A 24,560-nucleotide genomic window follows, 5' to 3' on the forward strand; every position below is an offset into this window, starting at 1 on the left:
CTTTAATAATCAACTTTTAAAGTCGACCAGAGCTTGTCGAGAATTCCACCTTCCTTGTCGATATTATCCTTGTTGAGGAAGGTGGCGACGAGTATGCCGCCTTCCGGCCGGCCCGTCGCGACGATCTCATATTCCATGACATCGTCATCCGTGATGGTTTCTGCCTTCACGCCCTTCAGCACGCTACCGTTCGGGAGCGTGCGTTGCGTGCCCTGCTTGCTTATCTTTGCGCCGCCGTTGAGGCTCTCCTGCACCATCTGCTGCAGCACGACATCGGTATTGCCCGACGGATCGAGGCCTTTGTACAGCTGCACGATGATGCCGGTGCCGATCGGCGTCATCAGCGCATATTGCTGCACGCCATCGCCGAGATCCGTCTTTGCTACGGTGAGCTTGCCATCGTGATCGAAGGAGAACTTGCCGCCCGTGAACGTCACCGTATCGCTGCGCTGCAGCTCCACCGGGACCTTGCGGCCATCCTTCATGGTGACTTCGAACGTATCACCGGGATTGATGCCCACCACGACACCATCGATCGTCAGGCGAAACCCCTTGCTGTCCCCGGCATTTGCGTGGCCGACAGCAAGGCAACCCATGGCGATAGCCGTCGCGAGACGGAATGGTCTCATGAGGAACTCCTCTATAAGCCAGTCGATCGGAATCGATCCCAGTTCTGAAAGTCCATTTCACAGCCCGGCGATTGATCGGCCATAAGATACCTCCATGTCAACCTCGGGACCGCAATTCGCTGCCGCCGATCGACACACCCCACAGGCGATCGACGGCCGCAGCCCTTGACATCGCGCATCGATCGTCCGACTTCACACGGGGAAATATTGTTGCTTGCGTTCGCCCGGAACATGGGCACGGCGCAGATCACGGAGTGAACCATGAGCGAAACGGCAAAGAGCACGATCGACCAGAGCGAAGTGGACCGTTTCTCCGCCATGGCGGCCGAGTGGTGGAGCCCCACCGGCAAGTTCAAGCCATTGCACAAGTTCAATCCGGTGCGCCTGGCCTACATTCGCGATCGCGCCTGCGAGAGTTTCGGCCGGGATCCGAAGAGCAGCCGGCCGCTGGAAGGTTTGCGCGTTCTCGACATCGGCTGCGGCGGCGGCCTGCTGTCCGAACCCATGGCGCGCATGGGTGCCGCGGTCATCGGCGCCGACCCCTCGGAAAAGAACATCGGCATTGCCTCGACGCATGCAAAAGCCTCGGGCGTTCCGGTCGATTATCGCGCCGTCACCGCCGAGCAGCTGGCCGAGGCCGGCGAGACCTTCGATATCGTGCTCAACATGGAAGTGGTCGAGCATGTCGCAGACGTCGAATTCTTCCTGTCGACCTGCGCGAAAATGGTCCGCCCCGGCGGCCTGATGTTCGTGGCGACCATCAACCGCACCATGAAGGCGGCTGCCCTTGCCATTTTCGCGGCGGAAAACCTGCTGCGCTGGCTGCCGCGCGGCACCCATCAATATGAGAAGCTTGTGCGTCCGGAAGAAATCGAAAAGCCGCTGGTCGCCGATGGATTGGAAATCATCGCCCGCACCGGCGTCTTCTATTCGCCGCTGCAGGACCGTTGGAACCTCTCGAAGGATATGGACGTCAACTACATGCTGCTGGCAAAGCGGGCGAACTTGCGCTGATCGCCGGCCGGCGAACCGGCTTCAAACCTTCAATGTCATGACATGCGTCAGCAGCTCGCTTTGCGTGGCGGCGTTGAGCGCAACGATGTCCTTGACGCAAAGACGGTTGATTTCACCAGGCTGACCATCGGCTCCATAGGGCTGCTTGAATGAGAAAGCCGCTGGACTCGCCCCATGATCGTGAAGATATTCCAGCCGCTCGACGCCGTCTTTCCACTCCGGAACAACCCCGGCATCCACCCACCAAAGAACAAGCGGCGGCCAGCTCTGCCTGACATTCCAATGCCGCGCGTGCTTCAAGGCGTCGGCATGCACGCCGCTGTAGGTAAATGCCATCAGCGACTCGATATCGGCCCAGAGCGATAGCGATGAGGGCGCCGTGGTAAAACCGCTGCCTTCGATGAAACGCGGAAAGGCCTGCTCGCCCCAGCAGGACGGGTCTTGTTCACCAGGATAGCCGGACCGGCCGATGAAGCCGCTCGCGCGGGTGGCGGCCTCGAAATTTGCCGCTTCACGCAGGCGAAATCCTTCGACGGCAGGGCTTTCATAGGCCGAGACATGCAGTCCGAAATTATACATGGCAAGATGTTTGTCGCCGGCCGCCGGCATCAATTGACGTCGTCGGGCAGTACGGGGATGGCGGCGATCTCGATGCCTTCCTCGACAAGAGCCTGCGCCTCGTCCGGCGTCGCCTTGCCGATGATCCCGCGCGCATCCGCCTCGCCATAGTGAATCTTGCGGGCTTCTTCCGGGAATTTTGTGCCGACGTCCTCGGCATTCGCCTTGATGGCGTCGACCGCTTCCTTCAGCTTGACCATCGCCTGCTTGCGGGCAGCATCCATGGCAAGCGTCTGCATCTCGTCTTTCTTGCGCGCCGTCGAAACCGAAGGCGCCATCAAAAGCTTGGAGATCGCAGCCGAATTGCAGACAGGACAGGTGAGGAACCCGCTTGCGAGCTGACGCTCGAAATCGGCACTTTCGGAAAACCAGCCCTCGAACTCGTGGGCTTTATCACAGCTGAGCGAATAACGGATCAAGCAGCGACGCCTCCAGCCGCCGGCGTCGCGATCTTCTCCAACGAAAATTCGCGCGCATTCTTCAGGTTCGGTATCTTGTCGCGGGCCGATTTCACCGCACTGACATCGATCTCGGCGATGACGACGGCCTCGCCGGTACCGCCGGCAGACGCCAGCACCTTGCCCCAGGGATCGATGATCATCGAATGGCCAAAGGTTTCCCGGCCGTCCTCATGCTTGCCGGCCTGGGCGGCGGCAATGACGAACATGCCGTTTTCGATAGCGCGGGCGCGCAGCAGGATTTCCCAATGCGCCTTGCCCGTCTGCCTGGTGAAGGCGGCAGGCACTGTCATCACCTCGGCGCCGGCAACGGCCTGGGCGCGGAAGAGCTGCGGAAAGCGCACGTCGTAGCAGATGGAAAAGCCGAGCTCGGCGAAGGGCAGCGATGCGATGCGCGCTTCCGATCCGGGACGGTAGACGGCACTTTCGCGCCAGCTCTCGCCATTGTCCAGATCGACATCGAACATGTGGATCTTGTCGTAACGGTTGATGAGCTTGCCGTCGGGACCGAAGAGGAAGCCGCGATTGGCGATCTTGTCGTCATCGAGCGCAATCGCCGTGGAGCCGATATGCAGGTGGATGCCAAGCTCCTTCGCCAGCTCGGACGCCGTCTTGACGATGATATCGTTCGGCTCGTCGCGCAGCACGGCTCGCATGGCCGGCCGATCCTTCTGCACCGCGCCGGTCATCTCCGGCGTCTGCACGTAGATCGCGCCCTGCGAGGCGGCTTCACGCACGAGACGCGCCATGTCGGCCGCGTTCTTCACCGGATCGACGCCGGAACACATCTGAATGGCAGCGGCCTTGAAGCTCATCGTTTTCTCCCTCGTCGGAACAGGTCAGGCAGCCAGCATCGGGTCGAGCTTGCCGGCTTGGTCAAGCGCGTGAATATCATCGCAGCCGCCGACATGCTCGCCATTGATGAAGATCTGCGGGAAGGTCGATCGGCCGTTTGCCTTGCCGATCATCTCCTGCCGCATCTCGGGCGAATAGGTGGCGTTGTGCTCGACATAGTCGACGCCCTTGGATTCGAGCAGCGATTTCGCACGGGCGCAATAGCCGCAAAACTCACGCGTATAAATAACGACGGATGCCATGATCCACTCCGGAAAAGCTTAGCTTGACTGTCATATAAGATGGCCGACGACCCTTGCAAAGGTCAAAACCGTGACATCGGCCGCGCCTGCTTTCTTCAGGGCGCGCGTCGCCGCCGCCACCGTCGCGCCGGTGGTGTAGACGTCGTCGACGAGAACGATGCGCCGCCCGAATATATCGGCGGCCCGGTGCTCGGACACGGCGAAAGCGCCACGCACATTGTCCTGCCGTGCCTTGGCCCCGAGGCCGACCTGCTGGCTCGTGCGCTTGACGCGCAGAAGTGTCGTGGCGAGCAGCGGCTTGCCCGAAAGGCGGGCAATGTGACGGGCGAGTTCGGCGGCCTAGTTATACTTGCGGGCAAACAGCCGCGCCCGGTGCAGCGGCACTGGAATGATCGCATCGCAGGCGGCAACCGATCCGTCGCTGGCGCGCAGCATCCAGCTCGCCATCAACGGCGCCAGATCGGTGCGATCGCGATATTTCAAACTGAGAATGAGATCGCGCACGATGCCGTCATGGACGGCGGCGGACCGCAGGCGATCGAAGACGGGCGGATCGGCAATCGCCTCGGCGCTGAGAATGCCGGCACCGAGATCATGGGAAAACGGGCTGCCCAGAACCTCGCAATAAGGGCGCTCGATGAAGCGAATATCCGACCAGCATGCCGGGCAGAGGCCTCGATGCGCCCCGACCGAGACGCCACAGCCCGGACAGGCAGGCGGATAGACGAGATCGGCGAGTGCCACCCAGGGCTTTTTCAGCCCGGCACCCAGCATAGAAAAGGTGATTTCGCGTCCCATCATCCCCATATGATCGAGACTAGCAATTCCAGGAAAAGTGTATAGCGGTTTTCTATCCGGAATTGCTTGAGCGCAAAGGACTGGAGAATAGTTCAGCGATTCCGTGAAGCGTCGAACTCGTCTCTAGCTTTTTCCCGCGGGCTTTGCGAAGGGAAACCGCGCGTGCCCGCCACGCCCTACCGAATTGATGATATTGCAGGAAACCGCCATGGAAATCGTGTTCGACCAATCGCTGCTTTCGGCCCGCAAACGCCGGGCGCTGAGACAAGGCGACCCGAAAGCGGCCTTCCTGCTTGATATCGCCGCCGGCGAACTGGCGGAGCGGCTTGGTGTCACGGAGCGCCATTTCGACGAGGCGGTCGAGCTGCACGGTGCGACCGGCATTGCCGCGCGCCTGGCTCTGGCGACCGGCAAGATCGGACATCTGAAAAGGATCGAAAACGAGGTGGGCTTTGCCGCCCCCGGCGAGACCCTTGTCGAAGCACCGCTGGAAGAACCGGCGCTAGAGGCGGAATCGGTCAATCTCGTGCTTTCGCCGCTCAGCCTGCACGTCACCAACGACACGCCCGGCGTCTTCATCCAGATACGCCGGGCTCTCAAGGCCGACGGCCTTTTCCTGGCGGCGATCCCCGGTTCCGGCACTCTGCAGGAACTGCGCGACGTGCTGCTCGCCACCGAGATCGAGCTTACGGGCGGCGCGAGCCCGCGCGTCATTCCCTTTGCCGATGTCCGCGATGTCGGCGGTCTCTTGCAGCGTGCCGGCTTTACCCTGCCCGTCATCGATGCCGAGACCTATACGGTGCGCTACGACAACCTGTTTGCCCTGATGCGCGACCTGCGGGCCATGGGCATGACCAATCCGCTTGTCGATCGCAGCCGCAAGCCGCTGACGCGCGCCTTCTTCCTGCGCGCGGCCGAACTTTATGCCGAACGCTATTCTGATCCGGACGGCCGGATCAGGGCGACATTCTCGATCATCTATGTCTCAGGCTGGACGCCGCACGAAAGCCAGCAGAAGCCGCTGCGGCCGGGTTCCGCCAAGGCGCGCTTGGCGGATGCGCTCAAGGTCGAAGAGCACAAGCTGAAGCAATAGCCAACGGGCCAAGGCTGCCCTGGTCGCAAATCAATGTCGCAAACCGACTCAGTTTTGTGAGGCGATCGAATTCTGCAACGTATTGGAGAGCGTGTTGAACACGCCCGAGAGGCTGCCGCCGAACGCACCGACGCCGCTGATGATCGCCGCCGACATCAGTGCGGCAATCAGACCGTATTCGATGACCGTCGCACCGGTCTTGTCGTTGAAAATACGCCGTACGGAACGCATAAGCTCGGGACTCCCAGCATTGGACAATAGATGAATCCGATGCTCGTCATGGCATCCGGCAGGCTATGCTCATGCTCTATAGCATTTCCGCTTTTCTTCGATGCGCGAAAACGCTCTATCTTTTGTGTCCTTACGCATTCCGGACGGAAAACCGCTGCGCACTTTTCCTGGAAATGCTCTACTGGCAGCCGCCGTCGGCGCCATAACCCTGGACGATGCAGACCGAACCCGGCTCCTGCTGCAGAACGCTGCGACGGATCGTATAACGCTTGCCGTTTTCTGTCTGCGGGATCGAACCCGTGGTAACATTGTCAATATCCGGCGCGCTTGCAAGCACGCGTGACTTCGATTTGTCGGAGAGCATCGGCGTAAGGATGAGCGAAAGCGCAACCGCCGCCGTTCCGAACAGCAGAGCGATATTCAACGCGCCCGTCTTGCGCGACGTGGAATAGGACTGCTCTTTTTCCTGAACAGCTTTCCAGAAATCGTCGTCCATTATGTCAAGCCTTCTTTAACGCACCCAACAACCGCTTGATTGAGAGAATTCAATGCCAGAAGGTCATAAACGATCCCTTAATATCCACATGCAAATTAAAGAGACGTAAAATTCCGGGACAGTGCCTGATTCGGCCTAGAAGGCTGATATTGCATGGCTAATTTTCGTTAACCATATTTGCGATGCGCCGTCCTCTGACGCGTCGAAGGGCTTCGGAAACAGTTAAAAAATCCTTTTCTCCGGCTGCGTCATCGAAAACCGCGCCCGGAACACAGCCCCAAGTAAAGACAGCCGGATTTACAATTATAAATTGCATCCACAATAGACACAGATCAGCGTGACCGGATGGGAGAGCGTCAGAGGCGAACAGCCTCGATGAACTCACCAAGTCGAACTTTCGATTCAAGCATATCTGAGACCGGCGGAGCTCCCTCAAAGAGCGGAACTGTTCCCAACCGGAATTGCCAAAACCCTAAAGCAGGTCCTGCAGGAAGGGGATCAGGGGCTCATCGGCCGGCGGCATCGGGTAATCGCGCAGGGCCATCGGCCGCACCCATTTGATCGCCTGCCCTTCCCGGCCATGCGGGATACCCTCGTAACGCCGGCAAATATAAAGCGGCATTAGCAGATGGAAGGTTTCATAAGTATGGCTGGCGAAGGTCAGCGGCGCGAGGCAGGCGATTTTCGTCTGGATGCCGAGCTCTTCCTCAAGCTCACGCACCAGCGTCTCCTCCGGCGTTTCACCGGCCTCGACCTTACCGCCGGGAAATTCCCAGAGACCGGCGAGCGATTTGCCTTCGGGACGTTGCGCCAGCAGAATGCGGCCATCGGTATCGATGAGCGCACAAGCGGCAACGAGAACGATCTTGCGGCCTGCTTCGCTCATGCGTCCACCGGCGGCTGCCAATAGTAATAACGATAGGCCTCGCGGAAGCCGAAACGGGCATAGAGCGTCAAGGCCGGCGCGTTGTCGGCGCTGACCTGGAGCCAGGCAGTCTTGGCGCTGCGCATCCGCGCCCAACGCAATGCAGACGTCAGGATCTCGGCTCCCAGCCCCTTGCGCCGGTGCTGTGGCGCGACGGCAACCGACATGATGCCGGCAAGGTCATTGTCCTGCACGCAGAGCGTTGTCGCCACCGGCCCGGCATCGTCATTCTCGATGACGAAAAGACCGGAGGGCGGCTTGATGCTGCTCACCACCTCCGCCAGCGCGGGCTTCAGGGCAGGATCAGCCCCATCAACCAGCAGGCTGGCATCGACATAGCGGCCGACATCGTGGCTCGGCAGATGATCGAGCATGTCAGGCAGTTCGAGATCGACGAGATCGGCGATCATCACGATCGTCTCGTCGAACCGTGTCCAACCGCGCTTACGCAGGAGATCGATGAGCTGTGGCGAGGCAAGCGGCGTTTCGCGCACAACCATCGGCCGGCCATAGGCCTCGAACTTGCGCTGCGCCTTCGCCAGGCGGATCTCGAGATCGCGGTGATCGGAGGGATCGAGCGGCACGACCGAATTCAACCGCTTCGACGGATGACCCGCCGTCAGCCGGACCTGCCAGCTGCCGTCATACTGCACCGACGACGCAGGCCAGGCCCGGAAGCCGACGGCTTCGAGCCTGCGCACCAAAGGCAGCTTGTTTATCGTGGACTGCGCATGCATCAGCGAAATATCAGCTCCGGTAGTCGCCATTGATGGCAACATATTCCTTCGTCAGGTCACAGGTCCAGACCGTTGCGCGACCATTGCCGAGACCGAGATCGACCTTCACGGGAATATCCTGCTGCTTCATGACGTTCGAGGCGGCTTCCTCGGAATAGGAAGCATCACGCTCGCCGTTGACGGCGACGCGGACATCGCCGAACCAGATAGCAAGCTTGTCGCGATCCGCCATTTCGCCGGCCTTGCCGACGGCCATGACGACACGGCCCCAATTGGCGTCCTCGCCCGCCGCCGCGGTCTTGACCAGTGGCGAGTTGGCGATCGAAAGCGCGATGCGCTTGGCGGCAGCGTCATTTTCAGCGCCGGTCACGGTGATTTCGAGCATCTTGGTTGCGCCTTCGCCGTCGCGAACGACCTGAATGGCGAGATCCTTGAGCAGCTCGTTGAGTGCCGCGCGGAAAGCGGAAAGCTTGGGATCGTCGGCGCGATCGATATGCGGCTGCCCGTCAGCCGCGGCGGCACCCGTCGCAAACAGCATCAGCGTGTCCGAGGTCGAGGTGTCGCTATCAACGGTCATGGAATTGAAGCTCGGGCCGACACCGTCGGAAAGCAGCGTCTGCAGCGCGGCGGAGGAAATGTCGGCGTCGGTGGCGACGAAGGACAGCATGGTCGCCATGTCGGGCGCAATCATGCCGGCACCCTTGGCGATGCCGTTGATGGTAACCTTGACGCCACCGATCTCCGCGGTACGGGTCGCGACCTTCGGATAGGTATCCGTGGTCATGATCGCCTTGGCGGCTTCGAACCAGAAATCGCTGACGGCATCCTTCGCCATCGTGTCGAGCACGCCGGCGAACTTGGTGGCGTCAAGCGGTTCGCCGATGACGCCGGTGGAGGCAAGATAGACTTCGTTTTCACCGCAGCCGACAGCCGCGGCTGCGGACTTGGCGGTCAGCTCCGTCGCCTGACGGCCCTTCAGGCCGGTGAAGGCATTGGCATTGCCGGAATTGACGACGACGGCGCGGGCGCTGCCATGCGCGAGGTTCTGACGGCAGAAATCGACCGGAGCCGATGGGCACTTCGAACGGGTGAAGACACCGGCGACGGCCGCCGGCTTGTCGAAGACCATCAGCAGGACGTCAGTCCGGTTCTTGTACTTGATACCGGCGGACGCCGTGGTCATGCGCACGCCGCGAAGGGCCGGCATGGCGGTGAAGGCTTTGGGAGCGAGCGGAGAGACGGAACCGGACATGAGAGCCACCTGAACGAGCATGATGCCGAAAAGTGTAGGCGGTTTTCGGATGCTCTGCTTCTTCGATTCTGGAGCGGATTCAGATTTTAGGTCGATACGACCTAGAATCATCCGGCTCCACTGAAAGGCCCGGAAAATCCGGGCCCTGATTGTTTGACTGCTGCGACTTACTGCTGCGGCTGGGCGTCGGGCGCTGCCGCACCATCGGCAGGAGCGACGGCGTCATCGGCCGGTGCTGCGTCCTGCTGCTTCTGTGCATCGTCATAGGCCTTGCTGAGCGCCGGATCGTTGATGACGACCTTGGTGTCCGTCTTGGCCTTGTTCAGAAGTTCAAGATACTTGTCGCGCATGACCAGCTGACGAACCTGGTCCTTGACCTGGTCGAACGGCGGAGGAGGAGCATTGCGCTTGTCTTCGACCTTGATGACGTGCCAGCCGAAATCGGACTTGACCGGCGTCTTCGTGTAGGTGCCGACCGGGAGGGCGAAAGCCGCCTCCTCGAATTCCTTGACCATGCGGCCATGGCCGAAATAGCCGAGATCGCCGCCGTCGGCCTTGTTCGGGTCGGTCGACTTTTCCTTGGCAAGCGCGGCGAAATCCTTGCCGGCGTCGAGTTCCTTGATGATTGCCTTGGCCTCGTCCTCGGTCTTTACGAGGATATGGCGGGCATGAACTTCTTCCTGCTTCGGCAGGGCTGCGACTTCCTTGTCGTAGCGGGCCTTGACTTCGTCATCGGTGATCTTGTCGGCGACATGGGCCTTGAAGAAGGCATTGTGCAGCTCGCGGTCGCGCAGATAGGCCATGTGGGCCTGGAAGTCCGGCGTCTGATCGAGCTTTTCGGCAGCGGCCTGCTGCGACAGCAGCTTCACGTCGATCGAAGCCGAGAGCGCGGCGACCTTCTTCTGGTCGTCCGGAAGCTGGCCGAGCTGCGGATCGAGGTTGGCGATCGCCAGATTGAGTTCGGACTGATGGATCTCGACATCGCCGACCTTGGCAACAACGGGGTCCTTGGCGTCAGCAGCGAAGGCCGGAGCCTGGAAGGTAACGATTGTTGCGAAAGCAACCGCAGCAAGCTTGTTATACTTCAACATAAAATAACCCTTCGGTGATCTCGACCGGCTCGACAGATGTGGATCCGGCGTGAAAAAGCCTTCAGCAGGAGAATGTGGCCTTTCTGTATCGGCCAAATCCCGTTGACATCAATCGACCCCCCTCTTATCTGTCACGCAACCTCGCGTCCAGAACAGTTTCCGGCCGTTTTGTGCTATACTCCCGTTTTTTTCGGGATTGGAGAAAGCAGGAAACGGCGGGATGAAATTTCAGAAAGGACCAGTCACATGGTCAGCCTAGGTGGAATTGCCCGCAAGTTGTTCGGCTCGTCCAACGACCGCAGGGTCAAATCGTTCCAGCCGCAAGTAGCCGCAATCAATGAGCTCGAGCAACAGATGCGCGCGCTGTCCGATGAAGCTCTGGCCGCCAAGACGGTTGAGTTCCGCCAGCAGCTCGCAGACGGCAAGAAGCTCGACGATCTTCTTGTGCCCGCCTTCGCCGTTGCCCGCGAAGCGTCGCGCCGCGTTCTCGGCATGCGACCTTTTGACGTGCAGCTGGTCGGCGGCATGATCCTTCATTCCAACGCCATCGCCGAAATGAAGACCGGTGAAGGCAAAACCCTCGTCGCGACATTGCCGGTCTATCTGAACGCGCTGGCTGGCAAGGGCGTGCACGTCGTCACGGTCAACGACTATCTGGCGCAGCGCGACAGCGGCACCATGGGTCGTCTCTACAGCTTCCTCGGCCTGACCACGGGTGTCATCATCCACGGCCTGTCGGACGAAGAGCGCCATAATGCCTATGCCTGCGACATCACCTACGCCACCAACAACGAGCTCGGCTTCGACTATCTGCGCGACAATATGAAGTATGAACGCGCCCAGATGGTGCAGCGCGGCCATAGCTTCGCGATCGTCGACGAAGTGGACTCGATCCTCGTCGACGAAGCGCGCACGCCGCTGATCATTTCAGGCCCGCTCGACGACCGCTCCGATCTTTACATAACGATCGACGCCTTCATCCCGCGCCTTTCGAAGGACGATTACGAGATCGATGAAAAGCAGCGCTCGGCCAACTTCTCCGAAGAGGGCACCGAGAAGCTGGAAAACATGCTGCGCGAAGCCGGCCTGTTGAAGGGCGAATCGCTCTACGACATCGAAAACGTCGCGATCGTCCACCACATCAACAACGCGCTCAAGGCGCACAAGCTGTTCCAGCGCGACAAGGACTATATCGTCCGCAACGGCGAAGTCGTCATCATCGACGAATTCACCGGCCGCATGATGCCGGGCCGCCGCTATTCCGACGGCCAGCATCAGGCCCTGGAAGCCAAGGAACACGTACAGATCCAGCCGGAAAACCAGACCCTGGCGCAGATTACCTTCCAGAACTATTTCCGCATGTACGATAAGCTTGCCGGCATGACCGGTACGGCGGCGACGGAAGCGGAAGAATTCGGAAACATCTACGGCCTCGACGTGATCGAAGTGCCGACCAACCTGCCGATTCAGCGTATCGACGAGGACGATGAGGTCTATCGTACGCATGAAGAGAAATACAAGGCAATCATCGCTGAGATTCTCGAGGCTCATAAGCGCGACCAGCCGGTGCTGGTCGGCACGACCTCCATCGAGAAATCGGAACTCCTTGCCGATCTCATGCGCAAGCAGGGCTTCAACAACTTCCAGGTTCTGAACGCCCGCTACCATGAGCAGGAAGCCTATATCGTCGCGCAGGCCGGCGTTCCCGGCGCGGTGACGATCGCCACGAATATGGCCGGCCGCGGCACCGACATTCAGCTTGGCGGCAACCTCGAAATGCGGGTGGAGCGCGACCTGCACGAAATGGAACACGGCCCGGAGCGCGACGCCGCCATTGCCCGCATCGCCGAGGAGATCAAGGAACTGAAGCAGCGATCCATCGCTGCCGGCGGTCTCTACGTCATTGCATCCGAGCGCCATGAAAGCCGCCGTATCGACAATCAGCTTCGCGGCCGTTCCGGCCGTCAGGGCGACCCCGGCCGCTCGAAATTCTACCTGTCGCTTCAGGACGATCTGATGCGCATCTTCGGCTCCGACCGCATGGACGGCATGCTGCAGAAACTGGGTCTCAAGGAAGGCGAAGCTATCGTCCATCCCTGGATCAACAAGGCAGTGGAACGGGCGCAGAAGAAGGTCGAAGCCCGCAACTTCGACATCCGTAAGAACGTTCTGAAATATGACGACGTGCTGAATGATCAGCGCAAGGTGATCTTTGACCAGCGCGTCGAGCTGATGGAATCAAACGACCTCTCCGAATTCGTCGGCGATATGCGCCATGACGTCATCGAGGACCTCGTTTCAAGACATATCCCCGAGCGCGCCTACGCGGAACGGTGGGATGCCGACGGCCTGAAGACGGCTGTCGCCAACTTCTTCGACCTCGACATGCCGATCCATGACTGGGTCAAGGAAGAGGGCATTGCCGAAGACGATATCCGCGCCCGCCTGACGGAAGCGGTCGAAAAGGCCGCGGCCGAAAAAGCCGAGCGCTTCGGCCCCGAAATCACGACCTATGTCGAGCGCTCCATCGTACTGCAGACGCTGGACAATCTCTGGCGCGAGCACATCGTCAATCTCGACCACCTGCGTTCGGTCATCGGTTTCCGCGGCTACGCCCAGCGCGATCCGCTGCAGGAATACAAGGCCGAGGCTTTCGAGCTGTTCCAGGCACTGTTGAACAATCTGCGCCAAGCCGTGACAGCCCAGCTCTCTCGCGTCGAACTCGTGCAGCAGCCGGCCGAGCTGGAAACGCCGCCGATGCAGGCCCGTCATATCGACGCGACGACCGGCGAGGACGAATTCTCGCCGTTCGCTCTCGCAAGCGAAAGCTCCGTAGCGCCGGAAAATCGCGATCCGCGCAATCCGGCGACCTGGGGCCGCGTCGGCCGCAACGAGGCATGCCCCTGCGGCTCCGGCAAGAAGTACAAGCACTGCCACGGCGCCTTCGAAAGCAGCGAAGTAGTCTGAACCTCATCGGCTGACAACAACGACAAAATGCCGCCCGTTTGGCGGCATTTTTGTTTTGCAACGATCACGGATCGCGCGCCAAGCCGATGGGCGACCTGACGACTGGAAGCGGCGAGGCAGGCCATCGTGCTCAGATGGCGGAATGCGGATCTTCATCGTAGAGATGGATCGGATAACCGGGGCCGATCACATCAAGTACCCGATCGAGCCAAGCGGTGAACGCGGGATAATCGGCAAGATCGAAGCCACAATCCGCGGCCCGATGGGCATAGGCATAGACCGCTATATCCGCGATCGAAAACTCCTCGCCGGTGAGAAATGGCGTGGTCTTCAGTCCGCGCTCCAGCGCCGCAAGCGCACGAAGGCTGCCGGCGCGTTTGGCTTCCGCCATGACGGCATTGAGCTCGAGCCGCCCCGTCAAGGTCCAGAAGCGCAGCGTGCCGATGACCGGCTCGACGTGATATTGCTCGAAGAACAGCCACTGCATGACCTTGGCGCGCTGATAGCGGTCCGCCGGAAGAAATCGCGTGCCTTCGGCGACATAGGTGAGGATCGCGTTCGATTCCGCGATCGTGCGCCCATCCTCCAGTTCGAGAACGGGAATGCCGCCTGCGGGATTGAGAGCGAGAAAGGCATTCGTACGCCCCTCGCCTTCGAAAATCGACACCAGTCGGGTCTGGTACGGGATATCAAGCAGCCCGAACAGTACCCTGGCCTTCCAGCCATTCTGCGACGGCAGATAATCGTAGAGCGTGAGCATGGGATCCTCCATTGGCACGCGATCGATTCTACATGTCGCCCGAATGTCCGCCACCCGTTTCCCGCAGCGGGAGTGCGGTATCACGACCATGAGGCCTGCCGCACCCCAAGGTTGCCTCGAATTCCCTGAGCGGACAATTCTTCGCAGCCTACGGATGATTTTTGCATGCCGAAAGAACCGTTTCTTAATCCTCCTCTGCCAAGACTGCCGCGAGGTTGGGATCATACTTAAAGTATTGCGTATCGATCATGGCGGTCTTTCAAACAGCGGAGAGAATGTTGCCGTCCGCATTGCGGACCGCGCTATCGCCGTATCTGCGCAAACTCGCTGCTCTGTTTGCCGGTCAGGACGAAAAGGCCGTTTCTCAGCGCATGGCGCTGATCGCCTTCACGATCCGCATCGCGGGTGCCGCCCTCGCCTTCCTGTCGCAGATCATCCTTGCCCGCCTGATGGGCCGGTTTGAATACGGCGTCTTCGTCTTCGTCTGGGTGCTGATGATCCTTTTCGGCAATCTTGCCTGTCTCGGCTTCCCCACCGCCATCATCCGCTTCCTGCCGCAGTACGATGCCGGCGGCAACCACGATGCCGTTCGCGGCCTGAACACCGCGGCGCGCCTGTTCGTGGTCGCCGTCTCGGGCACGCTGGCGCTGATCGGCGCATTGCTGATCTATGCCTTCCGCGGCATGATCGAACATTATTACGTCCTGCCGATCTTCCTCGGGCTCATCGCCGTGCCGATGATCGCGCTGGGCGATGTTCTCGACGGGACGGCGCGTGCCAAGCACTGGCCGATCATGGCTCTGAGCCCGACCTTCCTGATCCGTCCGACGCTGATATTGCTTTTCATGGTCGGCGCCGTCCTTGCCGGAGCGCCGCGCGATGCGGTCACGGCCATGACGGCAGCCCTGGCCGGCGCCTTTACCAGCGTCCTGCTGCAATATCTGGTCGTGACCCTCCGTCTGCGCCGCCATTATCCCGGCGGGCCGAAAGCCATGGAATTCAACGCGTGGTTCGCCGTCGCCTTTCCGATCTTTCTTGTCGAAGGCGTAGGTTACCTCCTCACCAATTCCGACGTCGTGGTGGTCGGGATCTTCCTCGATCCGGATCAGGTCGCCGTCTATTTTGCCGCCGCCAAAACCATGGCGCTGGTTCACTTCGTCTATTTCGCCGTCAAGGCCGCGATCGGCCCGCGCTTTGCCGCCATCCTGGCGGAAGGTGACCGAAGCAAGCTTGCCGCCTTCGCCGCCGATGCAACGCGTTGGACCTTCTTTCCCGCGCTTGCCGTCGGTCTTGTGGTCCTGGCCGCGGGCCAATTCCTGCTGTCACTCTTCGGCGCCGCCTTCACCGACGGTCAGATCGTCATGGCGATCCTGCTTGCCGGCATCCTCGCGAGGGCATTGGTCGGTCCAGCCGAAGTGCTCCTGACCATGGCGGACAAGCAGATGCTCTGCGTCTACCTCTACGCAGCCGCGCTCGTTGCCAATATCGGCCTGAACGTCATTCTCATCCCGCATCTCGGCATCGAAGGGGCAGCCATTGCCGGCACCGCGGCCATGGCGATCGAGGCCCTGCTTCTGCACATCGCGGTCCGCCACGCGCTCGGCATCACCCTGTTCGCCCTTATCCGGCGCCCCGCAACGCCACCGGCAACGAGGGCTCTCTGATCATGGCACGTCCTCCCTATACCCAAAGCACCGACAGCCAAGTGAATGCCCTGACGCACACGCTCGCGGCACTGCACTTCGAAACGCCGAAGGCGGAAGCCCGGGTCGAGATCGGTCGCGCCGGCCGCGAACTCTGCCTCTACCCCGGCAAGCTCGGCTATGAGCTGCAGGACGAGCTGGACTTCCTGTCCAACCGCGCCATGGAGCCGAACATCTTCTTTTCCGGCCGCTTCCTGGCACCCGCCATGCCGCGGCTGGAGGACCGGCAGGTGCGCCTGGCGCTGATGCGCGACAACAGCAGCACGCGCAGCCGCATCCGCCTGCTGATGCCTTTTACCGTGGACAAGCCGGGCTTTGCGATCGGCCCCTCCATCATCCGCGTCTGGTCGAATTCCTTCGGCCCGCTCGGCACGCCGCTGCTCGATGCCGAGGATGCCGGCGAGACGCTCGATAATCTTTTCGAAGCGTTCTCTCGGCAGGAACTGCGTCTGCCGACGACGCTCGTGCTGCCGGATGTGCGCCTGAACGGCCGCTTGGTTCAGATGGCGAAAGTCATCGCTATCGGCCGCAACCTGCCGATAGCGGTTGCCAATCCTTTCCAGCGCCCAATGCTTGAGAGCAACGACGATGCGCTCGCCTATCTCAAGCGGACGATCTCCAACGCGCATTTGCGCGAAATGCGCCGGCAATGGCGGCTATTGGAAAATCAGGGCGAGGTCAGCTACAACGTCGCGCGCCAGCCGGCAGACGTGCACGTGCGCATGGAAGAATTCCTGGCGATCGAAGCGAGCGGCTGGAAGGGCAAGAAGCGGTCGGCTCTCGTCACCGATCGCCATCATGCCGCCTTCGCCCGCGAAGCGATCTCCAATCTCGCAGCCATCGACGCGGTGCGCATCCACACCATCGACCTCGACGGCAAGGCCATCGCCTCGATGATCGTGCTGATGATGGGTGGCGAAGCCTACACGTGGAAAACCGCCTATGACGAGGCCTATGCCCGCTTTTCGCCGGGCAAGCTGCTGATGGGCGAACTGACGGAATGGCATCTCGACGACGCCAACGTCGTGCGCTCCGATTCCTGCGCCGTGTCAGACCATCCGGTCATGAGCCGCTTCTGGCACGAGCGCGAAGACATGGGCACGCTGATCGTCGGCCTGACGCCGAATGGCGACCGCGATGTCCGCCAGGTGACCGCGCAACTGCATATGTACCGCAGCACCCGCAACATGGCGAAGCTGCTGCGCGAAAAGATCCTGTCGCTTACGAAGCGCTAACTTCAGCCATCGCCCGATCGCGCAGCAGGCGGCGGATCACCTTGCCTGACGTCGTCAGTGGCAGCGCATCGACGAATTCGATCTCGCGCGGATATTCATGCATGGAAAGCCGGGTCTTCACCCATTCGCGGATTTCAGCCGCCAATGCTTCGCTCGGCTCGCGGCCGGGCACAAGAACGACGTAGGCCTTGACGATTTCCGTCCTGACCGCATCCGGCTTTCCCACCGCCGCGGCAAGCTGCACGGCCGGATGGCCGCCGAGGCAGTCCTCGATCTCGCTCGGGCCGATACGATAACCCGACGAGGTGATGACGTCATCGTCGCGCCCGACGAAGGAAATATAGCCATCCGCATCCCGCCGGCCGATATCGCCGGTCAGCAGCCAGTCATTGGCGAATTTCGCCTCCGTCGCCTTGTCGTTCTGCCAGTAGCCGAGAAACATCACCGGATCGGGCCGCCTGATCGCGATCTGCCCGCTCTCCCCGACCGGAACTTCGATGCCGTCGGCATCGACGATCGCGACACGATGGCCGGGCACGGGCTTGCCGGTCGCTCCGGCCTGGCTGACACCGAAGGCCTCGCTAGAAGAGAGCACGAAATTGCACTCCGTCTGGCCGAAGAATTCATTGACGCTGACACCAAGCGCGGAGCGCGCCCATTCGAAGGTTTCGCGGCCGAGCGCCTCGCCCGCCGAGCCGATGGTGCGCAGCTTGAGATCATACCGCGCCCGCGGATTTTCGACGGCTTTCAAAAGCCGCAGCGCCGTCGGCGGAATGAAGGCATTGCGCACATCCATTTCGGCCATGATGCGGAAGGCCATGTGCGGATCGAACTTCTGCGCCGGCGAGGAAACGACGGGAACGCCGAGCATCAGGCTCGGCAGCAACGCATTCAGAAGGCCGCCGGCCCAAGCCCAGTCCGATGGTGTCCACAGCCGATCACCGGCTTTTGGAAAGCCCTCATGGGCGAACTGCATGCCTGGGATATGCCCCGGCAACACGCGGTGGCCATGCAACGCACCCTTGGGCGGCCCGGTCGTGCCCGAGGTGAAGATCATCAAGGCCGGATCATCCGGGCCGGTTCCCGCCACCTCGAACAAAGGCGGATGCGCCGCGACCACTTCGGCAAAGCCGGCAACGCCCTCCTCGGCGCCGTCGATACTGATCACTTGCGCGAGTTCGGGCAGCCGGTCCCTGATCGGACGCAGCCGCTCGAGGCCGAACCGGTTGGTCACGATTGCCGATGCACCCGACGCCTTCAGCCGGTATTCCAGCGCCTCGGCACCGAACAGCAAAGCCAGCGGCAGGGCGATCGCACCTATCTTGTAGATTGCCACATGCGCCACGACCGTCTCGAAGCTCTGCGGCAACAGCAGCGCCACCCGATCTCCCCGCTGCACGCCAAGCGCGGCAAGCGCATTGGCGAAGGAGGCGGACCGATCGCGCAACTCACCATAGGTCATGGAAAAGTGATTGCCGTCAGGATTGAAATGCTGGAGGCAGACCCGATCGGGCTCGCGCTCGGCCAATGCATCGCAAACAGCATGTCCTATGTTGAATTTCGCCGGAATCTCCCAACGAAAGTCACAATAGAGGGCATCATAAGTATCACGCGGGGGCAATTTCATGCAGAATTCCAAAAATGGTGCGGTGCAGCTAACACCTGTCGCCCGCAGGGTTCAAGGAAACATTTGAGATTGCCGTCTTCCCTGCCAAACGATTTGCCTTATTTATTGAAGAATACTTCGAAGCTCTTCACGAACTGACCCACCGATCGGCGGCAACCTGGCCGCCGGATTAATTTGGTGACGCACGCTTTCCGCCGCCCACGGGGCGGCGGGCCTTTTTGCGCCGGATAATCGAATGGACGGAGAATATCGATGGAATACGTAAAGCTTGGCAGGACTGGTCTGGAGGTTTCACGCATCTGCCTGGGTTGCATGACCTATGGCGATCCCAACAAGGGTACGCATGCCTGGTCGTTGAAGGAGGAGGATAGTCGCCCGCTGCTGCGCCAGGCGATCGAGGCCGGCGTCAACTTCCTCGATACGGCCAATACCTATTCCAACGGCTCCTCGGAGGAGATCGTCGGCCGCGCCATCAAGGATTTCTCTCATCGAGAGGACATCGTGCTCGCCACCAAGGTCTTCAACCGCATGCGCCCCGGCCCGAATGGCGCCGGCCTGTCGCGGAAGGCGATCTTCGACGAGATCGACAACAGCCTGCGTCGCCTCGGCACCGATTATGTGGATCTCTACCAGATCCATCGCTGGGACTATACGACGCCGATCGAGGAGACGCTGGAGGCGCTGCATGATGTCGTCAAAGCCGGCAAGGCCCGCTACATCGGCGCCTCCTCCATGTATGCCTGGCAATTCGCCAAGGCGATCTACACGTCCCGCCTCAACGGCTGGACCGAGTTCGTCAGCATGCAGGACCATCTGAACCTGCTCTACCGCGAGGAGGAGCGCGAGATGCTGCCCTTCTGCGAAGACCAGAAGATCGCCGTCATCCCGTGGAGCCCGCTCGCCCGCGGCCGCCTGACCCGCGATTGGGATGAAGCGACGGCCCGCACGCAATCCGACGAATTCGGCAAGACGCTCTACACGCAGGCGCTCGAAGCCGACCGCAAGATCGTCGACGCCGTCGGCACTGTCGCCAAGGCACGCGGCATCCCGCGCGCGCAGGTGGCGACCGCCTGGATCCTACAAAAGAGCGCCGTCACCGCGCCGATCGTCGGCGCCTCCAAGCCCGGCCACATCACCGATGCCGTCGCGGCCCTGGAGGTCAAATTGACGCCGGAGGAAATCGAGGCGCTGGAGAGCCCCTACGTCCCGCACGGGGTTGCCGGGTTCAAGTGATCGAGGATTCGGGACTGGTCAGACGAGGCCAATGATGCCCCACGTGGCTGCCTGGCCCCTCACCCCAACCCTCTCCCCGCATATGCGGGGCGAGGGGTTCGACAGTGCCGCAAGCTCCTTCTCCCCTCGGGAAGGTGGCCCGCCCTTCGACAAACTCAGGGGATCGAATGAGGGGGCTTACAAATTTGAATGTGGGGATTTTCGTGCTCTTGAGCCCCCCTCATCCGCCTGTCGGCACCTTCTCCCCGAGGGGAGAAGGGGTTCGTGGCGAAGTTCACGAACCCGTCACAGTTGAGGCTTAACAGGTCGTGGTTCCTTACCCCCGAGGATAGCAATCCATGATCACAGTTCCCTTCGAAGCGCGGCGCTTTCAATCGACCGCGGCTTATTACCTGCGTTATCGCATCCCCTATCCGGACAGGCTGATTGAACGCGTTGCCGAGCGCAGCGGCCTGGAGCCCGGCGATCATGTGCTGGATCTCGGCTGCGGCCCCGGCCAGCTCGGCATCGCGTTTGCGCGGCTGCAGGGCGCGGCCGTCACCGCCATGGATCCGGAGCCGGAAATGCTCGTCGAAGTCGAGGCCGGCGCGAGGAAGGCCGGCGTCGATGTTGCCATCCGTCAGGGCTCCTCCTATGATCTCGGCGACGACATCGGTAAGCTGCACCTCTGCATCATGGGCCGCTCCTTCCACTGGATGGACAGGCGCGCAACCCTCGAAGCGCTCGATAAGCTGATCGAGCCCGGCGGCGCCGTCGTCCTCTTCCACGATAAAGGCATCTCGGCGGAACCGAATTGGCGCGGGATCCTTGAGCCGTTGATGGAAACCTATTCGCCCGAGCGCAGCGCTGAGCGGCAGATACGCAGGGGCAAGGAATGGGCGCCGCATGAAGCCATGCTGCTCGCCTCCCCCTTCCGCAATCTCGAACGCATCGGCATCGTCTCGGAATATACGAGGGATATCGAAGAGATCGTCGGCCGCATCTTCTCGATGTCGTCGAGCTCGCCACAGGCGCTCGGCGATAAGGCAGCCGATTTCGAAGCGGCCCTGCGCGCGGAACTGCTTGCGGTTGCGCCTGACGGCAAGTTCAAGGAAATCGTCGAGGCGAACGGTCTGCTTGCCTTCCGGGACTAGATCAACTTTTTTCGCCACCCGGCAGCGGCGTCAGCTCCTGCCGGGTCGCCGACAGGAATTCCTGCGACAGTTCGGAATTGTCCATCGCCCGCGCCAGGATGACGGCGCCGACCATGGCCGAGAGGCTGGCAAAAGCCCTACGGCGGCGATCCTCCGGCGTTTCGCCGGGAACGATCTCTTCCAGCACCTCGACCAGCCCCATCAGCCCTCCGGTGAAGGTGGACTGCATCTTAGGGCCATGGCGGCTGACCTCCTGCGTCAGCGCGGCGAAGACGCAGCCGGTCGCGTGCCCGACCACGTTGCGATGCGAGAGATAATGGGCAAGCAGGGCCTCCAGCGGCTGGTCGGGCGAACTTGCCGCCACTTGCTTCCAGCGTTCCAGCGAGCGCGCCACCAGCGCCTTGCTCGCCTCGCAGGCGAGCTCGTCCTTTGAATCGAAATGACCGTAGAAACCGCCATGGGTGAGCCCGGCCGCCTTCATGATCTCGGCGACGCCGATGCCGTCGAAACCCTTCTCGCGAAAGAGCTCGCCCGCCACGGCAAGGATCTTCTCGCGATTCTCGGCGAATTTCTCCCGGCTCACTCTCATCAAAAAACTCCATCAGAGCATCAATAAATCTGCATTGACAATTTATATGATGACCATCATCAATACGCAACAAATATGATAGAAATCATGTAAATGCCTTTACACAAACGTTCAAGCCAAGAGAGCGGCATGGCGCTAGAAGCGGATACGGTACCCCTGGCCGTCCGCGATCGAGCGTTTTCTCAAGCTCTCCCGATCCCGACGCCAAGACACGCAACCCTATTGGAACGCCCCTCATGGTCTCAACTGCCCTTGCTTCGACGCTCGCCCGGCGCAACATCCATTACGGATGGGTCGTCGTCGGCGCCACCTTCCTCACCATGCTGGTCACGGCTGGCGCCATGGGCGCGCCCGGCGTGCTCATCAAGCCGCTGGAGGACGAGTTCGGCTGGAGCACCTCGTCCATCTCTTCGGCGCTTGCCGTCCGCCTGCTGTTGTTCGGCCTCATGGGTCCCTTTGCCGCCGCCTTCATGAACCATTTCGGCGTGCGCAAGGTCATCGTCTTCGCGCTGGCGACCATTACCGTCGGCTTCATCGGCTCGCTGTTCATGACCGAGGTCTGGCAGCTGCTCTTGTGCTGGGGCGTCATCATCGGCTTCGGCACCGGTCTCACAGCCATGGTGCTCGCCGCAACCGTTTCGACGCGCTGGTTCACCAAGCATCGCGGCCTCGTCATCGGCATGCTGTCCGCCAGCTCGGCGACGGGACAGCTCGTCTTCCTGCCGCTGATGGCGGAACTGACGACGCGCTATGGCTGGCGCACCACGGTGCTCTTCGTCTGCGGCATGATCGTCGTCGCCGCCCTCATCGTGCTGCTCCTGATGCGCGACCGCCCCTCGGACGTCAACCTGCCGCTGGTCGGCGAAATCCACATCACGCCGCCGCCGCCGGCCACCAGGAACCTGAAGGCCGCGCTCGCCTCGCCCCTGTCGATTCTGCGCGAGGTATCCACGACCTCGACCTTCTGGATCCTGTTTGCCACCTTCTTCATCTGCGGCCTGTCGACCAACGGCCTGATCCAGACCCATTTCGTCACCCTCTGCGGCGATTTCGGCATCGTGCCGGTAGCGGCCGCCAGCGTGCTCGCCGTCATGGGCATCTTCGATTTCTTCGGCACGATCGGCTCCGGCTGGCTCTCCGACCGTTTCGACAATCGCTGGCTGCTCTTCTGGTATTACGGCCTGCGCGGCCTGTCGCTGGTCTACCTGCCCTTCAGCAACTTCACCTTCTACGGCCTGTCGATCTTCGCCGTCTTCTATGGCCTCGACTGGATCGCCACCGTGCCGCCGACCGTCAAGATCGCCGCCGACCGCTTCGGCCGCGAAAAGGCCGGCCTCGTCTTCGGATGGGTGTTCGCCGGCCATCAGCTCGGTGCGGCGACCGCCGCTTATGGCGCCGGCCTCACCCGCACGGAGCTCAACACCTACCTGCCCGCCTTCTTCGTCGCCGGCGCCTTCTGCCTGCTCGCCGCGATCCTGGCGATCACGCTGCAAAAGTCCGGCTCCGCCACCAAAGGCCCGGCGATGGCTCACTAAAGCCAGCCCGAAAAGAGCAAAAAACCCATGGCGTCCACCGACGCCATGGGCCAAACCGCAACCCTGCGGAAACACTCGCAATATCTGCCGCCCCCGGCTTGCGCGCCCCGCCGGTCACATGCTAGACAGCCGCCTCGTCAGTACCCCGTTGCCCCATTGGCGGAATTGGTAGACGCGCTCGACTCAAAATCGAGTTTCGAAAGAAGTGCTGGTTCGACTCCGGCATGGGGCACCATCAGACAGGCAAATTACTGTCTTTTTTGCAATATTAGCTCCATATAAGTTTAAGGACCCATCTTTGTTTTCGATGGCGGCCGATTTTTACCAATCTTTTAAGCAAATGCGTCGCGCTCTTATGCCTACGCACCCTAGATTGCGTTATTCGAAGTCCATGCCGAGCCACCCTTTGTACTCATCGAAAGTGAGCGGCTCATAGGCTGGCATAAAGCCGTGCGGACGCAAAAAAGCTCTTTCCCTTCACCCTGTGATGAAGGCAAATTCGGTTTGAAATGCTGCTCGAAGACGTCGTTGTAGATGATCGCACGTAGACTGGCATCCTTCCGGAACCGCCGGTTTCTAAACCAGTCCCGCACGCCGCTATAACCAGTCTGGGCGCTCGGCAGAATCATAATGAATTTGGGGCAAGATAGACAAACAATACGAAATTACATCACATTAAAAGCTCTAAACTCCAAACACTCAGCAATTGCTATAGGCGCTTGCGTTGCAAGAAAAACGCTCTCTCAGCAATTTTCAGCGCCGATGCGCAAGTGCCAAAATGTTGGTTGACTTAAGACGCACCACAATCAACTCTACCGCGAGAGAGTTTGAGGGTCATTAACATGTTTAAAATTGTTGCCGCGGTAGGCCTCTGCCTGCTCGCTGCGGGCTGCGCACGTTCCAGTGCGATGCGAGTTTCGCAAAACAAGGAATCATAAGCACGAGCGCCGCGCCGGTTTGCGGAGATGAGGGCGCAATGAAGGTCGCCGAAAAACAAGCGGCGATCGAAACAATCAAGGCAGGCTATGATCGCTATATAATAGTCGGTCAGCAGGGGCAGGACACGACACATCTGGTTCAGATGCCGGGATCTTACTCCACGACCGGCACTGCGACTTTCTCAGGCAACACCGGTTTTTACCAAGCCAACACCGTCTATCAGCCTGGACCTATGTTCGTCGCTGGCCGTCATAATCAGAAGCTGTCGGTATATATGTTTAAGAACGGTGAGCCTGGGGGTCAAAATGCGCTTTCTGCGAAAGAAACACTTGGAACTAAATGGGCTGACATCGTTAGAGACGGCGTGATGACCTGTACCAGCTAGAGCCTTGGCACCTGA

Annotated in this window: 23 protein-coding genes, 1 tRNA gene and 1 pseudogene; 10 read left to right on the plus strand and 15 right to left on the minus strand. The window is 60.8% G+C overall.

Going from position 1 to position 24,560, the window contains the following annotated elements; translation table 11 throughout:
* Window positions 1–2: 2 nt before the first annotated feature.
* A complete protein-coding gene (locus HGP12_RS09430) occupies window positions 3–629 on the minus strand; it encodes a hypothetical protein (RefSeq protein WP_168840054.1) in 627 nt (208 codons plus the stop codon).
* 261 nt (window positions 630–890) lie between these two features.
* Here HGP12_RS09430 and ubiG point away from each other — a divergent pair, with 261 nt between their 5' ends.
* The gene (gene ubiG / locus HGP12_RS09435; RefSeq protein ID WP_168840053.1) at window positions 891–1,643 is read left to right on the plus strand and encodes a bifunctional 2-polyprenyl-6-hydroxyphenol methylase/3-demethylubiquinol 3-O-methyltransferase UbiG; all 753 of its coding nucleotides are present in this window, start codon (window positions 891–893) and stop codon (window positions 1,641–1,643) included.
* Between the two features lie 21 nt (window positions 1,644–1,664).
* Here the strand turns inward: ubiG and HGP12_RS09440 are convergent, their stop codons facing one another.
* The 5 genes and pseudogenes from HGP12_RS09440 to HGP12_RS09460 all read right to left on the minus strand — a co-directional run bounded on the left by HGP12_RS09440 (window position 1,665) and on the right by HGP12_RS09460 (window position 4,623).
* A complete protein-coding gene (locus HGP12_RS09440; protein WP_168840052.1) occupies window positions 1,665–2,252 on the minus strand; it encodes a DUF3291 domain-containing protein in 588 nt (195 codons plus the stop codon).
* Window positions 2,252–2,680: a DUF1178 family protein gene (locus HGP12_RS09445; RefSeq protein WP_168840051.1), complete on the minus strand. Its 429-nt coding sequence runs from the start codon at window positions 2,678–2,680 to the stop codon at window positions 2,252–2,254. The genes HGP12_RS09440 and HGP12_RS09445 overlap by 1 nt, the downstream gene beginning before the upstream one ends.
* On the minus strand, window positions 2,677–3,534 hold the full coding sequence (locus HGP12_RS09450; RefSeq protein ID WP_168840050.1) for a carbon-nitrogen hydrolase family protein: 858 nt from the start codon (window positions 3,532–3,534) through the stop codon (window positions 2,677–2,679). Before HGP12_RS09450 ends, HGP12_RS09445 begins: the two co-directional genes overlap by 4 nt.
* A 24-nt stretch (window positions 3,535–3,558) precedes the next feature.
* Window positions 3,559–3,816, minus strand: a complete 258-nt coding sequence (gene grxC, locus HGP12_RS09455) for a glutaredoxin 3 (RefSeq protein WP_168840049.1) — start codon at window positions 3,814–3,816, stop codon at window positions 3,559–3,561.
* Between the two features lie 30 nt (window positions 3,817–3,846).
* A pseudogene (locus tag HGP12_RS09460) lies at window positions 3,847–4,623 on the minus strand (ComF family protein).
* A gap of 199 nt (window positions 4,624–4,822) precedes the next feature.
* Here HGP12_RS09460 and HGP12_RS09465 point away from each other — a divergent pair.
* Window positions 4,823–5,707, plus strand: coding sequence for a methyltransferase domain-containing protein (locus tag HGP12_RS09465; RefSeq protein WP_168840048.1), 885 nt, complete (start codon window positions 4,823–4,825; stop codon window positions 5,705–5,707).
* Window positions 5,708–5,755: 48 nt separating this feature from the next.
* On the opposite strand, the gene HGP12_RS09470 is transcribed toward HGP12_RS09465, so the two are convergent.
* The 6 genes from HGP12_RS09470 to HGP12_RS09495 all read right to left on the minus strand — a co-directional run bounded on the left by HGP12_RS09470 (window position 5,756) and on the right by HGP12_RS09495 (window position 10,439).
* Window positions 5,756–5,938, minus strand: coding sequence for a Flp family type IVb pilin (locus tag HGP12_RS09470; RefSeq protein WP_168840047.1), 183 nt, complete (start codon window positions 5,936–5,938; stop codon window positions 5,756–5,758).
* A 178-nt stretch (window positions 5,939–6,116) separates the two neighbouring features.
* Window positions 6,117–6,434 (minus strand): hypothetical protein, encoded by a 318-nt coding sequence (locus tag HGP12_RS09475; protein WP_168840046.1) that lies wholly within the window; start codon window positions 6,432–6,434, stop codon window positions 6,117–6,119.
* A 472-nt stretch (window positions 6,435–6,906) separates the two neighbouring features.
* Window positions 6,907–7,320 carry an 8-oxo-dGTP diphosphatase MutT gene (gene mutT / locus HGP12_RS09480; protein WP_168840045.1) on the minus strand — a complete coding sequence of 138 codons (414 nt, stop codon included), beginning with the start codon at window positions 7,318–7,320 and terminating at the stop codon, window positions 6,907–6,909.
* Window positions 7,317–8,126, minus strand: a complete 810-nt coding sequence (locus HGP12_RS09485) for an N-acetyltransferase (RefSeq protein ID WP_168840044.1) — start codon at window positions 8,124–8,126, stop codon at window positions 7,317–7,319. The genes mutT and HGP12_RS09485 overlap by 4 nt, the downstream gene beginning before the upstream one ends.
* Window positions 8,107–9,348 (minus strand): bifunctional glutamate N-acetyltransferase/amino-acid acetyltransferase ArgJ, encoded by a 1,242-nt coding sequence (gene argJ, locus HGP12_RS09490; protein ID WP_168840043.1) that lies wholly within the window; start codon window positions 9,346–9,348, stop codon window positions 8,107–8,109. The genes HGP12_RS09485 and argJ overlap by 20 nt, the downstream gene beginning before the upstream one ends.
* A gap of 167 nt (window positions 9,349–9,515) precedes the next feature.
* Window positions 9,516–10,439: a peptidylprolyl isomerase gene (locus tag HGP12_RS09495; RefSeq protein ID WP_168840042.1), complete on the minus strand. Its 924-nt coding sequence runs from the start codon at window positions 10,437–10,439 to the stop codon at window positions 9,516–9,518.
* Between the two features lie 246 nt (window positions 10,440–10,685).
* Between HGP12_RS09495 and secA the strand changes: the two genes are divergently transcribed.
* Complete coding sequence (gene secA / locus HGP12_RS09500) at window positions 10,686–13,406, plus strand: preprotein translocase subunit SecA (protein ID WP_168840041.1); 2,721 nt, start codon at window positions 10,686–10,688, stop codon at window positions 13,404–13,406.
* 130 nt (window positions 13,407–13,536) lie between these two features.
* Here secA and HGP12_RS09505 read toward each other — a convergent pair whose 3' ends face one another.
* Complete coding sequence (locus HGP12_RS09505; protein ID WP_168840040.1) at window positions 13,537–14,166, minus strand: glutathione S-transferase family protein; 630 nt, start codon at window positions 14,164–14,166, stop codon at window positions 13,537–13,539.
* Window positions 14,167–14,414: 248 nt separating this feature from the next.
* On the opposite strand from HGP12_RS09505, the gene HGP12_RS09510 reads away from it, so the two are divergent.
* Together HGP12_RS09510 and HGP12_RS09515 are read left to right on the plus strand one after the other, a co-directional pair.
* Window positions 14,415–15,830 carry a polysaccharide biosynthesis C-terminal domain-containing protein gene (locus tag HGP12_RS09510; RefSeq protein WP_168840039.1) on the plus strand — a complete coding sequence of 472 codons (1,416 nt, stop codon included), beginning with the start codon at window positions 14,415–14,417 and terminating at the stop codon, window positions 15,828–15,830.
* Between the two features lie 2 nt (window positions 15,831–15,832).
* Window positions 15,833–17,104: a GNAT family N-acetyltransferase gene (locus HGP12_RS09515; RefSeq protein ID WP_168840038.1), complete on the plus strand. Its 1,272-nt coding sequence runs from the start codon at window positions 15,833–15,835 to the stop codon at window positions 17,102–17,104.
* On the opposite strand, the gene HGP12_RS09520 is transcribed toward HGP12_RS09515, so the two are convergent.
* The gene (locus tag HGP12_RS09520; protein ID WP_168840037.1) at window positions 17,091–18,731 is read right to left on the minus strand and encodes an AMP-binding protein; all 1,641 of its coding nucleotides are present in this window, start codon (window positions 18,729–18,731) and stop codon (window positions 17,091–17,093) included. The genes HGP12_RS09515 and HGP12_RS09520 overlap by 14 nt on opposite strands.
* A gap of 252 nt (window positions 18,732–18,983) precedes the next feature.
* Here HGP12_RS09520 and HGP12_RS09525 point away from each other — a divergent pair, with 252 nt between their 5' ends.
* The gene (locus HGP12_RS09525) at window positions 18,984–19,964 is read left to right on the plus strand and encodes an aldo/keto reductase (RefSeq protein WP_168840036.1); all 981 of its coding nucleotides are present in this window, start codon (window positions 18,984–18,986) and stop codon (window positions 19,962–19,964) included.
* Between the two features lie 338 nt (window positions 19,965–20,302).
* Window positions 20,303–21,097, plus strand: a complete 795-nt coding sequence (locus HGP12_RS09530; protein ID WP_168840035.1) for a class I SAM-dependent methyltransferase — start codon at window positions 20,303–20,305, stop codon at window positions 21,095–21,097.
* 1 nt (window position 21,098) lies between these two features.
* Here HGP12_RS09530 and HGP12_RS09535 read toward each other — a convergent pair whose 3' ends face one another.
* Window positions 21,099–21,686 (minus strand): TetR/AcrR family transcriptional regulator, encoded by a 588-nt coding sequence (locus HGP12_RS09535; protein WP_168840034.1) that lies wholly within the window; start codon window positions 21,684–21,686, stop codon window positions 21,099–21,101.
* Between the two features lie 236 nt (window positions 21,687–21,922).
* Here HGP12_RS09535 and HGP12_RS09540 point away from each other — a divergent pair, with 236 nt between their 5' ends.
* From HGP12_RS09540 to HGP12_RS09550, 3 genes are all read left to right on the plus strand, one after another.
* Complete coding sequence (locus HGP12_RS09540; RefSeq protein ID WP_168840033.1) at window positions 21,923–23,221, plus strand: MFS transporter; 1,299 nt, start codon at window positions 21,923–21,925, stop codon at window positions 23,219–23,221.
* Window positions 23,222–23,371: 150 nt separating this feature from the next.
* Window positions 23,372–23,456: transfer RNA gene (locus HGP12_RS09545), tRNA-Leu, on the plus strand.
* A 741-nt stretch (window positions 23,457–24,197) separates the two neighbouring features.
* Window positions 24,198–24,545, plus strand: coding sequence for a hypothetical protein (locus HGP12_RS09550; RefSeq protein ID WP_246703310.1), 348 nt, complete (start codon window positions 24,198–24,200; stop codon window positions 24,543–24,545).
* The last annotated feature ends 15 nt before the right edge of the window (window positions 24,546–24,560 follow it).

It is taken from the genome of Rhizobium sp. P28RR-XV (assembly GCF_012641385.1).
In the GTDB taxonomy this organism is placed as follows: domain Bacteria; phylum Pseudomonadota; class Alphaproteobacteria; order Rhizobiales; family Rhizobiaceae; genus Rhizobium.